The sequence below is a fragment of the Simplicispira suum genome, from assembly GCF_003008595.1.
GTDB lineage: Bacteria > Pseudomonadota > Gammaproteobacteria > Burkholderiales > Burkholderiaceae_C > Simplicispira > Simplicispira suum.
Map to the genome: position 1 here is coordinate 20,959 of NZ_CP027670.1, position 12,737 is coordinate 33,695.

Annotated in this window: 15 protein-coding genes and 4 pseudogenes; 14 read left to right on the forward strand and 5 right to left on the reverse strand. The window is 57.8% G+C overall.

All coding sequences use genetic code 11. The features are described 5' to 3' along the window. The first annotated feature begins 2 nt into the window (after positions 1-2). Complete coding sequence (gene merD, locus C6571_RS18285; RefSeq protein WP_106448355.1) at positions 3-368, forward strand: mercury resistance co-regulator MerD; 366 nt, start codon at positions 3-5, stop codon at positions 366-368. Continuing rightward, a complete protein-coding gene (merE, locus tag C6571_RS18290) occupies positions 365-601 on the forward strand; it encodes a broad-spectrum mercury transporter MerE (RefSeq protein ID WP_106448356.1) in 237 nt (78 codons plus the stop codon). Before merD ends, merE begins: the two co-directional genes overlap by 4 nt. A gap of 52 nt (positions 602-653) precedes the next feature. Here the strand turns inward: merE and C6571_RS18295 are convergent, their stop codons facing one another. Together C6571_RS18295 and C6571_RS18305 are read right to left on the reverse strand one after the other, a co-directional pair. Further along, entirely contained in the window at positions 654-1,268 is a 615-nt protein-coding gene (locus tag C6571_RS18295; RefSeq protein WP_000904941.1) for a recombinase family protein, read from the reverse strand. A gap of 360 nt (positions 1,269-1,628) precedes the next feature. Beyond that, positions 1,629-1,850 (reverse strand): annotated as a pseudogene (locus tag C6571_RS18305) (tyrosine-type recombinase/integrase); the annotation flags it as partial. Between the two features lie 65 nt (positions 1,851-1,915). Here C6571_RS18305 and C6571_RS18310 point away from each other — a divergent pair. Continuing rightward, entirely contained in the window at positions 1,916-2,620 is a 705-nt protein-coding gene (locus tag C6571_RS18310; RefSeq protein WP_001067855.1) for an IS6-like element IS26 family transposase, read from the forward strand. A gap of 52 nt (positions 2,621-2,672) precedes the next feature. On the opposite strand, the pseudogene intI1 reads toward C6571_RS18310, so the two are convergent. Further along, positions 2,673-3,470 (reverse strand): annotated as a pseudogene (intI1, locus tag C6571_RS18315) (class 1 integron integrase IntI1); the annotation flags it as partial. A 342-nt stretch (positions 3,471-3,812) separates the two neighbouring features. Between intI1 and C6571_RS18320 the strand changes: the two are divergent. The 7 genes and pseudogenes from C6571_RS18320 (at position 3,813) to C6571_RS18355 (ending at position 9,199) form a co-directional block, all read left to right on the forward strand. Next, positions 3,813-5,072 (forward strand): chloramphenicol efflux MFS transporter CmlA1, encoded by a 1,260-nt coding sequence (locus C6571_RS18320; protein ID WP_001256776.1) that lies wholly within the window; start codon positions 3,813-3,815, stop codon positions 5,070-5,072. A gap of 92 nt (positions 5,073-5,164) precedes the next feature. Then, positions 5,165-5,956, forward strand: coding sequence for an ANT(3'')-Ia family aminoglycoside nucleotidyltransferase AadA2 (locus tag C6571_RS18325; RefSeq protein WP_001261740.1), 792 nt, complete (start codon positions 5,165-5,167; stop codon positions 5,954-5,956). Positions 5,957-6,119: 163 nt separating this feature from the next. Next, positions 6,120-6,467 carry a quaternary ammonium compound efflux SMR transporter QacE delta 1 gene (locus C6571_RS18330; RefSeq protein ID WP_000679427.1) on the forward strand — a complete coding sequence of 116 codons (348 nt, stop codon included), beginning with the start codon at positions 6,120-6,122 and terminating at the stop codon, positions 6,465-6,467. Beyond that, positions 6,461-7,300: a sulfonamide-resistant dihydropteroate synthase Sul1 gene (gene sul1, locus C6571_RS18335; RefSeq protein WP_000259031.1), complete on the forward strand. Its 840-nt coding sequence runs from the start codon at positions 6,461-6,463 to the stop codon at positions 7,298-7,300. The genes C6571_RS18330 and sul1 overlap by 7 nt, the downstream gene beginning before the upstream one ends. Before the next feature lie 127 nt (positions 7,301-7,427). Continuing rightward, on the forward strand, positions 7,428-7,928 hold the full coding sequence (locus C6571_RS18345) for a GNAT family N-acetyltransferase (RefSeq protein WP_000376623.1): 501 nt from the start codon (positions 7,428-7,430) through the stop codon (positions 7,926-7,928). A 320-nt stretch (positions 7,929-8,248) separates the two neighbouring features. Continuing rightward, positions 8,249-8,317, forward strand: a pseudogene (locus C6571_RS20045) (hypothetical protein); the annotation flags it as partial. 117 nt (positions 8,318-8,434) lie between these two features. After that, a complete protein-coding gene (locus C6571_RS18355) occupies positions 8,435-9,199 on the forward strand; it encodes an IS6-like element IS6100 family transposase (RefSeq protein WP_001389365.1) in 765 nt (254 codons plus the stop codon). 139 nt (positions 9,200-9,338) lie between these two features. Here C6571_RS18355 and C6571_RS20050 read toward each other — a convergent pair. Further along, positions 9,339-9,404, reverse strand: a pseudogene (locus C6571_RS20050) (hypothetical protein); the annotation flags it as partial. A gap of 150 nt (positions 9,405-9,554) precedes the next feature. Between C6571_RS20050 and C6571_RS18370 the strand changes: the two are divergent. The 4 genes from C6571_RS18370 (at position 9,555) to C6571_RS18385 (ending at position 11,571) form a co-directional block, all read left to right on the forward strand. After that, positions 9,555-9,833, forward strand: coding sequence for a hypothetical protein (locus C6571_RS18370; RefSeq protein WP_011342941.1), 279 nt, complete (start codon positions 9,555-9,557; stop codon positions 9,831-9,833). Further along, entirely contained in the window at positions 9,830-10,114 is a 285-nt protein-coding gene (locus tag C6571_RS18375; RefSeq protein WP_011342942.1) for a type II toxin-antitoxin system RelE/ParE family toxin, read from the forward strand. Before C6571_RS18370 ends, C6571_RS18375 begins: the two co-directional genes overlap by 4 nt. 406 nt (positions 10,115-10,520) lie before the next feature. Further along, positions 10,521-11,081 (forward strand): chlorite dismutase family protein, encoded by a 561-nt coding sequence (locus C6571_RS18380; protein ID WP_011514928.1) that lies wholly within the window; start codon positions 10,521-10,523, stop codon positions 11,079-11,081. Between the two features lie 133 nt (positions 11,082-11,214). Beyond that, positions 11,215-11,571, forward strand: a complete 357-nt coding sequence (locus C6571_RS18385) for a cupin domain-containing protein (RefSeq protein ID WP_012435589.1) — start codon at positions 11,215-11,217, stop codon at positions 11,569-11,571. 568 nt (positions 11,572-12,139) lie between these two features. Here C6571_RS18385 and C6571_RS18390 read toward each other — a convergent pair. Beyond that, positions 12,140-12,472, reverse strand: a complete 333-nt coding sequence (locus tag C6571_RS18390) for a hypothetical protein (protein ID WP_013516307.1) — start codon at positions 12,470-12,472, stop codon at positions 12,140-12,142. Positions 12,473-12,737: the final 265 nt, after the last annotated feature.

The window sequence follows — 12,737 nt, forward strand, 5'->3', positions numbered from 1 at the left end:
CAATGAGCGCCTACACCGTGTCCCGGCTGGCCCTTGATGCCGGGGTGAGCGTGCATATCGTGCGCGACTACCTGCTGCGCGGATTGCTGCGTCCGGTGGCGTGCACCCCGGGCGGCTATGGCCTGTTCGATGATGCCGCCTTGCAACGGCTGTGCTTCGTGCGGGCGGCCTTCGAGGCGGGCATCGGCCTGGACGCACTGGCGCGGCTGTATCGGGCGCTGGATGCGGCGGACCGCGATGAAACAGCCGCGCAGCTTGCCGTTCTGCGCCAGTTCGTCGAGCGTCGGCGCGAAGCGTTGGCCGATCTGGAAGTGCAGTTGGCCGCCATGCCGACCAAGGCGGCACAGCACGCGGAGAGTCTGCCATGAACAACCCCGAGCGCTTGCCGGCCGAGACGCACAAGCCGTTCACCGGCTACGTGTGGGGCGCGCTGGCCGTGCTCACCTGTCCCTGCCATTTGCCGATTCTCGCCATTGTGCTGGCCGGCACGACGGCTGGCGCGTTCATCGGGGAGAACTGGGGTATTGCAGCCCTCACGCTGACCGGCTTGTTCGTCCTGTCTGTGACACGACTGCTGCGGGCCTTCAAAGATCGATCATGAGCGCTTCCCATTGAGACAAACCACGCTGTCGCTACGTTGCCTCATGCCGGCATCAAATTCGGCTGAGTAGCTTCTCGCCATCTGGACGTAGCTCACCCTTGGGTGAAACATGCCGATACAGGGTCTGCCGCGTGACGCCAAGTTCCTGGCACAGGTCGCCGACCTTGGTCTCTGGCTGACCCATTGCCGCCATCGCCAGCCGCAGCTTGGCGGCGGTCATCTTGAACGGCCGGCCGCCTTTCCGCCCGCGCGCGCGGGCCGAGGCTAGGCCGGCAATCGTGCGCTCCGCGATCAACTCGCGCTCGAACTCGGCCAGGGCGGCGAAGATGCCAAAGACCAGCTTGCCGGCGGCGGTCGTGGTGTCGATGGCCGCGCCGTGCCCGGTTAATACCTTCAAGCCGATGCCGCGCCCAGTCAGGTCGTGCACGGTGTTGATGAGATGTCGCAGGTCGCGTCCGAGCCGATCCAGTTTCCACACGACCAGTGTGTCGCCAGTTCGCAACGCCTTCAGGCAGCTCGTCAAGCCGGGCCGATCCTCGCGCATGCCGGATGCCTGGTCCTCGTAAAGATGTACTGGATCGACCCCGGCGGCAATCAGCGCGTCGCGCTGCAAATCGGTAGCCTGGGAGCCGTCCGCCTTCGATACCCGCATGTAGCCTATCAGCATGTCGTACCTGTCACATATACGTTCGATTATGTGACAGTGTGAGCCAGAACGTGCCGGTCGTCAAAAATTGTCACTTAACCCGTAATTCTGTCTAAGGCATACAAAGGGTGTTTATGGTTAGTAAAGTGACGGCGCAAGACAGCATCGTGCAGGGGACTTGTCGTTTTCAGAAGACGGCTGCACTGAACGTCAGAAGCCGACTGCACTATAGCAGCGGAGGGGTTGGATCCATCAGGCAACGACGGGCTGCTGCCGGCCATCAGCGGACGCAGGGAGGACTTTCCGCAACCGGCCGTTCGATGCGGCACCGATGGCCTTCGCGCAGGGGTAGTGAATCCGCCAGGATTGACTTGCGCTGCCCTACCTCTCACTAGTGAGGGGCGGCAGCGCATCAAGCGGTGAGCGCACTCCGGCACCGCCAACTTTCAGCACATGCGTGTAAATCATCGTCGTAGAGACGTCGGAATGGCCGAGCAGATCCTGCACGGTTCGAATGTCGTAACCGCTGCGGAGCAAGGCCGTCGCGAACGAGTGGCGGAGGGTGTGCGGTGTGGCGGGCTTCGTGATGCCTGCTTGTTCTACGGGGCACTGTTGCAAATAGTCGGTGGTGATAAACTTATCATCCCCTTTTGCTGATGGAGCTGCACATGAACCCATTCAAAGGCCGGCATTTTCAGCGTGACATCATTCTGTGGGCCGTACGCTGGTACTGCAAATACGGCATCAGTTACCGTGAGCTGCAGGAGATGCTGGCTGAACGCGGAGTGAATGTCGATCACTCCACGATTTACCGCTGGGTTCAGCGTTATGCGCCTGAAATGGAAAAACGGCTGCGCTGGTACTGGCGTAACCCTTCCGATCTTTGCCCGTGGCACATGGATGAAACCTACGTGAAGGTCAATGGCCGCTGGGCGTATCTGTACCGGGCCGTCGACAGCCGGGGCCGCACTGTCGATTTTTATCTCTCCTCCCGTCGTAACAGCAAAGCTGCATACCGGTTTCTGGGTAAAATCCTCAACAACGTGAAGAAGTGGCAGATCCCGCGATTCATCAACACGGATAAAGCGCCCGCCTATGGTCGCGCGCTTGCTCTGCTCAAACGCGAAGGCCGGTGCCCGTCTGACGTTGAACACCGACAGATTAAGTACCGGAACAACGTGATTGAATGCGATCATGGCAAACTGAAACGGATAATCGGCGCCACGCTGGGATTTAAATCCATGAAGACGGCTTACGCCACCATCAAAGGTATTGAGGTGATGCGTGCACTACGCAAAGGCCAGGCCTCAGCATTTTATTATGGTGATCCCCTGGGCGAAATGCGCCTGGTAAGCAGAGTTTTTGAAATGTAAGGCCTTTGAATAAGACAAAAGGCTGCCTCATCGCTAACTTTGCAACAGTGCCTTCTACGGCACGTTTGAAGGCGCGCTGAAAGGTCTGGTCATACATGTGATGGCGACGCACGACACCGCTCCGTGGATCGGTCGAATGCGTGTGCTGCGCAAAAACCCAGAACCACGGCCAGGAATGCCCGGCGCGCGGATACTTCCGCTCAAGGGCGTCGGGAAGCGCAACGCCGCTGCGGCCCTCGGCCTGGTCCTTCAGCCACCATGCCCGTGCACGCGACAGCTGCTCGCGCAGGCTGGGTGCCAAGCTCTCGGGTAACATCAAGGCCCGATCCTTGGAGCCCTTGCCCTCCCGCACGATGATCGTGCCGTGATCGAAATCCAGATCCTTGACCCGCAGTTGCAAACCCTCACTGATCCGCATGCCCGTTCCATACAGAAGCTGGGCGAACAAACGATGCTCGCCTTCCAGAAAACCGAGGATGCGAACCACTTCATCCGGGGTCAGCACCACCGGCAAGCGCCGCGACGGCCGAGGTCTTCCGATCTCCTGAAGCCAGGGCAGATCCGTGCACAGCACCTTGCCGTAGAAGAACAGCAAGGCCGCCAATGCCTGACGATGCGTGGAGACCGAAACCTTGCGCTCGTTCGCCAGCCAGGACAGAAATGCCTCGACTTCGCTGCTGCCCAAGGTTGCCGGGTGACGCACACCGTGGAAACGGATGAAGGCACGAACCCAGTGGACATAAGCCTGTTCGGTTCGTAAACTGTAATGCAAGTAGCGTATGCGCTCACGCAACTGGTCCAGAACCTTGACCGAACGCAGCGGTGGTAACGGCGCAGTGGCGGTTTTCATGGCTTGTTATGACTGTTTTTTTGTACAGTCTATGCCTCGGGCATCCAAGCAGCAAGCGCGTTACGCCGTGGGTCGATGTTTGATGTTATGGAGCAGCAACGATGTTACGCAGCAGGGCAGTCGCCCTAAAACAAAGTTGGGCGCACAATAAGGCTCCTCGCAGAGTTGCTTGAAAGTTGTTACGATTCAAATTCAATCATGAGATAGTCGGCAGATGAGCATTTCCAAGAACGCAGACAAGTAAGCCGCAGCAACCTTCATTTTTCGGTTGTTGCGGCGTTCTCAAGAATCCTTTTGCTCTACGGGAGCGCCGCCAAATCCTTTGTTCAAGGAGATGGTTTCGTGCGCTCAAAAAATTTTAGTTGGCGGTACTCCCTTGCCGCCACGGTGTTGTTGTTATCACCGTTCGATTTATTGGCATCACTCGGCATGGACATGTACTTGCCGGCAGTGCCGTTTATGCCAAACGCGCTTGGTACGACAGCGAGCACAATTCAGCTTACGCTGACAACGTACTTGGTCATGATTGGTGCCGGTCAGCTCTTGTTTGGACCGCTATCGGACCGACTGGGGCGCCGCCCCGTTCTACTGGGAGGTGGCCTCGCCTACGTTGTGGCGTCAATGGGCCTCGCTCTTACGTCATCGGCTGAAGTCTTTCTGGGGCTTCGGATTCTTCAGGCTTGTGGTGCCTCGGCGTGCCTTGTTTCCACGTTTGCAACAGTACGTGACATTTACGCAGGTCGCGAGGAAAGTAATGTCATTTACGGCATACTCGGATCCATGCTGGCCATGGTCCCGGCGGTAGGCCCATTGCTCGGAGCGCTCGTCGACATGTGGCTTGGGTGGCGGGCTATCTTTGCGTTTCTAGGTTTGGGCATGATCGCTGCATCTGCAGCAGCGTGGCGATTCTGGCCTGAAACCCGGGTGCAACGAGTTGCGGGCTTGCAATGGTCGCAGCTGCTACTCCCCGTTAAGTGCCTGAACTTCTGGTTGTACACGTTGTGTTACGCCGCTGGAATGGGTAGCTTCTTCGTCTTTTTCTCCATTGCGCCCGGACTAATGATGGGCAGGCAAGGTGTGTCTCAGCTTGGCTTCAGCCTGCTGTTCGCCACAGTGGCAATTGCCATGGTGTTTACAGCTCGTTTTATGGGGCGTGTAATACCCAAGTGGGGCAGCCCAAGCGTCTTGCGAATGGGAATGGGATGCCTGATAGCTGGAGCAGTATTGCTTGCCATCACCGAAATATGGGCTTCGCAGTCCGTGTTAGGCTTTATTTCTCCAATGTGGCTAGTGGGTATTGGTGTCGCCACAGCGGTATCTGTGGCGCCCAATGGCGCTCTTCGAGGATTCGACCATGTTGCTGGAACGGTCACGGCAGTCTACTTCTGCTTGGGCGGTGTACTGCTAGGAAGCATCGGAACGTTGATCATTTCGCTGTTGCCGCGCAACACGGCTTGGCCGGTTGTCGTGTACTGTTTGACCCTTGCAACAGTCGTGCTCGGTCTGTCTTGTGTTTCCCGAGCGGAGGGCTCTCGCGGCCAGGGGGAGCATGATGTGGTCGCGCTACAAAGTGCGGAAAGTACGTCAAATCCCAATCGTTGAGAGAATGTGGCAAGCTATCGCCCAACAAATCGCTGCAGCCGACCCAAAACCGCTACGCGGTTTCGGTCGGCTGAGCTCAGGCGTTAGACATCATGAGGGTAGCGGTGACCATCGAAATTTCGAACCAACTATCAGAGGTGCTAAGCGTCATTGAGCGCCATCTGGAATCAACGTTGCTGGCCGTGCATTTGTACGGCTCCGCAGTGGATGGCGGCCTGAAGCCATACAGCGATATTGATTTGTTGGTTACTGTGGCCGTAAAGCTTGATGAAACGACGCGGCGAGCATTGCTCAATGACCTTATGGAGGCTTCGGCTTTCCCTGGCGAGAGCGAGACGCTCCGCGCTATAGAAGTCACCCTTGTCGTGCATGACGACATCATCCCGTGGCGTTATCCGGCTAAGCGCGAGCTGCAATTTGGAGAATGGCAGCGCAATGACATTCTTGCGGGTATCTTCGAGCCAGCCATGATCGACATTGATCTAGCTATCCTGCTTACAAAAGCAAGAGAACATAGCGTTGCCTTGGTAGGTCCGGCAGCGGAGGAATTCTTTGACCCGGTTCCTGAACAGGATCTATTCGAGGCGCTGAGGGAAACCTTGAAGCTATGGAACTCGCAGCCCGACTGGGCCGGCGATGAGCGAAATGTAGTGCTTACGTTGTCCCGCATTTGGTACAGCGCAATAACCGGCAAAATCGCGCCGAAGGATGTCGCTGCCGACTGGGCAATAAAACGCCTACCTGCCCAGTATCAGCCCGTCTTACTTGAAGCTAAGCAAGCTTATCTGGGACAAAAAGAAGATCACTTGGCCTCACGCGCAGATCACTTGGAAGAATTTATTCGCTTTGTGAAAGGCGAGATCATCAAGTCAGTTGGTAAATGATGTCTAACAATTCGTTCAAGCCGACCGCGCTACGCGCGGCGGCTTAACTCCGGCGTTAGATGCACTAAGCACATAATTGCTCACAGCCAAACTATCAGGTCAAGTCTGCTTTTATTATTTTTAAGCGTGCATAATAAGCCCTACACAAATTGGGAGATATATCATGAAAGGCTGGCTTTTTCTTGTTATCGCAATAGTTGGCGAAGTAATCGCAACATCCGCATTAAAATCTAGCGAGGGCTTTACTAAGCTTGCCCCTTCCGCCGTTGTCATAATCGGTTATGGCATCGCATTTTATTTTCTTTCTCTGGTTCTGAAATCCATCCCTGTCGGTGTTGCTTATGCAGTCTGGTCGGGACTCGGCGTCGTCATAATTACAGCCATTGCCTGGTTGCTTCATGGGCAAAAGCTTGATGCGTGGGGCTTTGTAGGTATGGGGCTCATAATTGCTGCCTTTTTGCTCGCCCGATCCCCATCGTGGAAGTCGCTGCGGAGGCCGACGCCATGGTGACGGTGTTCGGCATTCTGAATCTCACCGAGGACTCCTTCTTCGATGAGAGCCGGCGGCTAGACCCCGCCGGCGCTGTCACCGCGGCGATCGAAATGCTGCGAGTCGGATCAGACGTCGTGGATGTCGGACCGGCCGCCAGCCATCCGGACGCGAGGCCTGTATCGCCGGCCGATGAGATCAGACGTATTGCGCCGCTCTTAGACGCCCTGTCCGATCAGATGCACCGTGTTTCAATCGACAGCTTCCAACCGGAAACCCAGCGCTATGCGCTCAAGCGCGGCGTGGGCTACCTGAACGATATCCAAGGATTTCCTGACCCTGCGCTCTATCCCGATATTGCTGAGGCGGACTGCAGGCTGGTGGTTATGCACTCAGCGCAGCGGGATGGCATCGCCACCCGCACCGGTCACCTTCGACCCGAAGACGCGCTCGACGAGATTGTGCGGTTCTTCGAGGCGCGGGTTTCCGCCTTGCGACGGAGCGGGGTCGCTGCCGACCGGCTCATCCTCGATCCGGGGATGGGATTTTTCTTGAGCCCCGCACCGGAAACATCGCTGCACGTGCTGTCGAACCTTCAAAAGCTGAAGTCGGCGTTGGGGCTTCCGCTATTGGTCTCGGTGTCGCGGAAATCCTTCTTGGGCGCCACCGTTGGCCTTCCTGTAAAGGATCTGGGTCCAGCGAGCCTTGCGGCGGAACTTCACGCGATCGGCAATGGCGCTGACTACGTCCGCACCCACGCGCCTGGAGATCTGCGAAGCGCAATCACCTTCTCGGAAACCCTCGCGAAATTTCGCAGTCGCGACGCCAGAGACCGAGGGTTAGATCATGCCTAGCATTCACCTTCCGGCCGCCCGCTAGCGGACCCTGGTCAGGTTCCGCGAAGGTGGGCGCAGACATGCTGGGCTCGTCAGGATCAAACTGCACTATGAGGCGGCGGTTCATACCGCGCCAGGGGAGCGAATGGACAGCGAGGAGCCTCCGAACGTTCGGGTCGCCTGCTCGGGTGATATCGACGAGGTTGTGCGGCTGATGCACGACGCTGCGGCGTGGATGTCCGCCAAGGGAACGCCCGCCTGGGACGTCGCGCGGATCGACCGGACATTCGCGGAGACCTTCGTCCTGAGATCCGAGCTCCTAGTCGCGAGTTGCAGCGACGGCATCGTCGGCTGTTGCACCTTGTCGGCCGAGGATCCCGAGTTCTGGCCCGACGCCCTCAAGGGGGAGGCCGCATATCTGCACAAGCTCGCGGTGCGACGGACACATGCGGGCCGGGGTGTCAGCTCCGCGCTGATCGAGGCTTGCCGCCATGCCGCGCGAACGCAGGGGTGCGCCAAGCTGCGGCTCGACTGCCACCCGAACCTGCGTGGCCTATACGAGCGGCTCGGATTCACCCACGTCGACACTTTCAATCCCGGCTGGGATCCAACCTTCATCGCAGAACGCCTAGAACTCGAAATCTAACGTCCGTTCGGGCATCGAGGTCCATGTCGGGGTGGGACGGGCCCGTGGCTTCAAGATCACTTGCAGTCCGACCGCGATGTCTTGGTTGCGCGAGAGGTTGTCGATATCCTCCACTTCCATCATCAACCCTGGATAATGCCGCCGCCGTCATCGCCGCCGACGCCCGTGCCGGGCTTTTCGGGCCTGTCAGGCTTGCTCGGCCTTCAGCCTGCCTGGGCGAGATCTCCGGCGGACGGATTAACGGCGGAGCTTCGCCGCCTTTCGTGCGTGTGAAGGCCGAAGATAGTTCTCTCAAAAACATCCGTTTATGAGAGATACCAAATGTCATTTTCAGAAGACGACTGCACCAGTTGATTGGGCGTAATGGCTGTTGTGCAGCCAGCTCCTGACAGTTCAATATCAGAAGTGATCTGCACCAATCTCGACTATGCTCAATACTCGTGTGGGCTCTGTTGCAAAAATCGTGAAGCTTGAGCATGCTTGGCGGAGATTGGACGGACGGAACGATGACGGATTTCAAGTGGCGCCATTTCCAGGGTGATGTGATCCTGTGGGCGGTGCGCTGGTATTGTCGCTATCCGATCAGCTATCGCGACCTTGAGGAAATGCTGGCGGAACGCGGCATTTCGGTCGACCATACGACGATCTATCGCTGGGTCCAGTGCTACGCCCCGGAGATGGAGAAGCGGCTGCGCTGGTTCTGGCGGCGTGGCTTTGATCCGAGCTGGCGCCTGGATGAAACCTACGTCAAGGTGCGGGGCAAGTGGACCTACCTGTACCGGGCAGTCGACAAGCGGGGCGACACGATCGATTTCTACCTGTCGCCGACCCGCAGCGCCAAGGCAGCGAAGCGGTTCCTGGGCAAGGCCCTGCGAGGCCTGAAGCACTGGGAAAAGCCTGCCACGCTCAATACCGACAAAGCGCCGAGCTATGGTGCAGCGATCACCGAATTGAAGCGCGAAGGAAAGCTGGACCGGGAGACGGCCCACCGGCAGGTGAAGTATCTCAATAACGTGATCGAGGCCGATCACGGAAAGCTCAAGATACTGATCAAGCCGGTGCGCGGTTTCAAATCGATCCCCACGGCCTATGCCACGATCAAGGGATTCGAAGTCATGCGAGCCCTGCGCAAAGGACAGGCTCGCCCCTGGTGCCTGCAGCCCGGCATCAGGGGCGAGGTGCGCCTTGTGGAGAGAGCTTTTGGCATTGGGCCCTCGGCGCTGACGGAGGCCATGGGCATGCTCAACCACCATTTCGCAGCAGCCGCCTGATCGGCGCAGAGCGACAGCCTACCTCTGACTGCCGCCAATCTTTGCAACAGAGCCTCCGTCGCCATGCTCACCTCGCTTTGGTGCACACGAGTATTGAGCATAGTCGAGATTGGTGCAGATCACTTCTGATATTGAACTGTCAGGAGCTGGCTGCACAACAGCCATTACGCCCAATCAACTGGTGCAGTCGTCTTCTGAAAATGACAGCAGAGGACCGTTGAAGGCCTGTCGAAAAACAAATGTTTTCCGACAGGCCTTGGCCTAGCGCACGCCCGCCTTGCAGCGTTCTGTGAATAGCGCTTAGTAATGACGGCGTATATACTTTGTTAGTATCAAGTGGCAGGAGGCCCCGATCATGTCAAAACAAGCCGTTTTCACGATGAAGCTGGAGCCTGAGTTGCGCGCCGAGTTTATGGCCGAAGCCGAGGCGGCCCATCGCCCGGCGTCGCAAGTGCTGCGCGAGCTGATGCGCGAGTTCGTTCAGCGCCAGCGCGAGTCGCGCGAGTACGACGAGTTCCTGCGCCGCAAGGTCGAAGCCGGCCGGGCTTCGATGCGCGCTGGATTGGGGCGGTCGAACGATGAAGTTGAGGCCGAATTCGCCGCACGGCGTGCCAGTGTGGCGAGCCAGGCGTGAGGGTTGTTTGGACGCCCGAAGCGCAGCAAGACCGTGCCGATGTGTGGGACTACATCGCAGCCGACAATCCGCGCGCGGCGGCCCGGATGGATGAGATTTTCAGCGACGCGGCCGCCCGCTTGATCCAGCACCCCATGCTGGGCAAGCCGGGAAAGATTCCCGGGACCCGCGAGTTGATCCCGCACGAAAGCTATCGCCTGGTGTATCAGATCGACGGCGAAACGGTGTGGATACTGACGCTGGTTCATACTGCCCGCCTGTGGCCGCCTGTGCGCGATTAAGATATGATCATGGCAACAATGAAACGGCGCGTTGACAGACTGCTTTCGAGCCAGACCGCGGTCGGCGGCAGGCGGCCAGTTGCGGACGGTCAAGCATCTTCCCGGTAGCGGACGTTCAATAGTGTCTCTGACCTGCTTCGCTCCCTCTATGAAGGGAGGTCGCTGGCCCATCCGCGCACTCACAGCCTGCCAGTAGGCGCAAATTGGCAGCGCTCCGTCCGGCAGCGCACAGACTGCGGCCGTACGTCCGCGTAGGTTCGCTTCAGCAGTTTCGATTCGAAAGTTCAATGTGATTGCTGCGGGCGGTCGTCGCAGTTGCGCGGAGGCGATGATGCACAAGCACGGGATCGGCAGATAGGTTCTTCGAAGCTGCAAGAGTTAAAACATTCACACATGAAAGATTGAAATGGATACACGATTATTTGCTTTCGTCGGCGCAGACATTGGCCCTTGGCGGATTGTCAGGGCCGAAACGAGAGTTGGCGAGCCCCTGCCTGAAGCCAAAAGGCTCAACGTCGTATCCGCTTCAGAGTTGCAGTCTGAAACCAATGCACCCTGGATACTTCGTGGAATAACCAGCAATGAACGATATGTCATGCGCGCAGAGAAGAATGAAATTGTAGCGAAGCAGCAAGGTCTGGCGCGCCCAGAAGCAACGTGCGGTGCGCTAATACCGATCCGGAAGAACGCAGCTTGGTGGGAGCTCACGCAAGACGAACGCCGGAGCGTTTTCGAACAGTCGAAGCACGTCCAAATCGGGCTTCAGTATTTGCCTGCAGTAGCGCGCAAGCTCCACCACTGCCGCGACCTCTCAGAGAATGAACCGTTCGATTTTCTGAATTGGTTCGAATACGCGCCAATTCATGAGGTTGAGTTCAACAGGCTGCTTTCCGAACTGCGTGCGTCAGAGGAATGGAAATACGTCGACCGAGAAGTCGATATTCGTCTTACGCAAGCACAGGTCTAACCCGCCGATGAACACGGACCCCCAACAGCGGCGCGTTGCGCCGCCGTTTCGGGCCGGTTATCGGCAACGTAGAACTCTCGGATACAGTTGTTCTGTAATAACTTCTCAAGCCAAATTGATTTTTGGAGTGGATATGGAAATGGAATCAAGAATATTTTCGGTAACAGAATATATTCGTCCGTCTGACGGCGAACCAATTCGTTCAGTGGTTCTGGAAACCAAGGACTCAGCAGTTGTTGTTTGGCATGCCCATCCTGGGCAAGAAATAACCGCTCATGTTCACCCGGACGGCCAAGATACTTGGACGGTTATCTCTGGAGAGGCTGAGTATTACCAAGGAGGCGGCAAAGTCGCTCATCTAAAGGCTGGAGATATTGCCATAGCAAAACCTGGCCAAGTGCATGGCGCTCTAAATACTAGTCCAGTGCCGTTTGTATTTGTCTCAGTGGTTGCATCTGGCAACGCGGGTTTTGCGTTGGCTGAAAAATAGTCTTTCTCAAATGTGTGCCCCAGAGAGTTCTAACCCATCCATCAACACGGACGCTGCGCGATGAAGCCGCGCCGCGCCGGCTAACTCCACGTTGAGCGTCAGCTTTCCATATGTCTGGGGGTCTGCAACGGGTCGGGTGCCGTCGCGTGCGCAGTGTCAAAGCTGACATGACTAATACATGAGATGGGCTGATGCTCGCCGTCCGGTCAGGCAGCTGCCCCCCTGCAGGACTCACAGCAGTTGTATGCCACCCGTCATCCGAGACGTCAGTCGGCCTCATCCAGACCGGAACAATCTGGACGTGACGTCCGGCTGGCATTGCCGTGATCGAAATGGCGGCTAGTGACACGACTGTTGGGTCTACCCCATCGACCGGGCGCGGGACAAGCCACGTTGATCGGCTGACGGAATTTTCGGCGGTTCCGGCTTAGAACCCCTTGTTGCTATCCATTTTCTCTCCTCGTCCCTGGTTTCTGTAGCTGCGGCCAATGCCGCCCTGGTTTGCTGATTGAGCCGCCGTCCACTCGCACGGCGAAATGACTGGAGCGCAAAACTTGCGTTGCCGCTGTCACTCCAGCGCCCTGAGTTTCCTGGCCAACTCCCGCAGAGCATCGTTATCCGCGGCACTCTGGCGCGCAGTGGCCCAGCGGTCGAGTAGGGCTCGTTCTTCACTGTCCACCTCGGCCATGTCCTTGGCCACCCGCAAGGCATTGCCGAAGTGCCTCTTGCCCGAGGCGGTGACTTCAAGCTCCTTGGCGATCGCAGCCGCGTCGTAGCGCACGGGGCCCCGGCCGCCTTCGCGTCCGCCTTGGCTGCTGCGCGCGGTTGGCCCGCTGTTCGACGGTGAGTCGTCGCCAGCCACAGCGCGGCCAATGTGGGCTGCTGGTGAGCAGGGCTTCATTTCGTTGCTCCTGAGGGCGCAGGGTGCCCTATTTCAAGAATTTTATGATCTTTGAGTCATGATAACTTATATAATCATGAACGCAAGATTTTGAATCTAAATCGTCGTTTTTCGACCGAATGTCTCGGAGCGACCTTCGGGCGCGGCCTGCGAACGGAACAGGGCAATTCAGAACTCAGCGAGACGCGATGAAAAAATTCTGAACTCAGTGACCACAGGCTCCCAAGGCATCGCCGCAGGACGATGCACCGACGCCGACTCCCCG

What these genes read in the sequence shown, in the direction of transcription:
- C6571_RS18370 (WP_011342941.1), top strand. Translation starts at nt 9,555, where the DNA reads ATGTCAAAACAAGCCGTTTTCACGATGAAGCTGGAGCCTGAGTTGCGC.
- C6571_RS18390 (WP_013516307.1), bottom strand. Translation starts at nt 12,472, where the DNA reads ATGAAGCCCTGCTCACCAGCAGCCCACATTGGCCGCGCTGTGGCTGGC.
- merD (WP_106448355.1), top strand. Translation starts at nt 3, where the DNA reads ATGAGCGCCTACACCGTGTCCCGGCTGGCCCTTGATGCCGGGGTGAGC.
- C6571_RS18380 (WP_011514928.1), top strand. Translation starts at nt 10,521, where the DNA reads ATGGATACACGATTATTTGCTTTCGTCGGCGCAGACATTGGCCCTTGG.
- merE (WP_106448356.1), top strand. Translation starts at nt 365, where the DNA reads ATGAACAACCCCGAGCGCTTGCCGGCCGAGACGCACAAGCCGTTCACC.
- C6571_RS18325 (WP_001261740.1), top strand. Translation starts at nt 5,165, where the DNA reads ATGAGGGTAGCGGTGACCATCGAAATTTCGAACCAACTATCAGAGGTG.
- sul1 (WP_000259031.1), top strand. Translation starts at nt 6,461, where the DNA reads ATGGTGACGGTGTTCGGCATTCTGAATCTCACCGAGGACTCCTTCTTC.
- C6571_RS18310 (WP_001067855.1), top strand. Translation starts at nt 1,916, where the DNA reads ATGAACCCATTCAAAGGCCGGCATTTTCAGCGTGACATCATTCTGTGG.
- C6571_RS18385 (WP_012435589.1), top strand. Translation starts at nt 11,215, where the DNA reads ATGGAAATGGAATCAAGAATATTTTCGGTAACAGAATATATTCGTCCG.
- C6571_RS18355 (WP_001389365.1), top strand. Translation starts at nt 8,435, where the DNA reads ATGACGGATTTCAAGTGGCGCCATTTCCAGGGTGATGTGATCCTGTGG.
- C6571_RS18295 (WP_000904941.1), bottom strand. Translation starts at nt 1,268, where the DNA reads ATGCTGATAGGCTACATGCGGGTATCGAAGGCGGACGGCTCCCAGGCT.
- C6571_RS18345 (WP_000376623.1), top strand. Translation starts at nt 7,428, where the DNA reads ATGGACAGCGAGGAGCCTCCGAACGTTCGGGTCGCCTGCTCGGGTGAT.
- C6571_RS18330 (WP_000679427.1), top strand. Translation starts at nt 6,120, where the DNA reads ATGAAAGGCTGGCTTTTTCTTGTTATCGCAATAGTTGGCGAAGTAATC.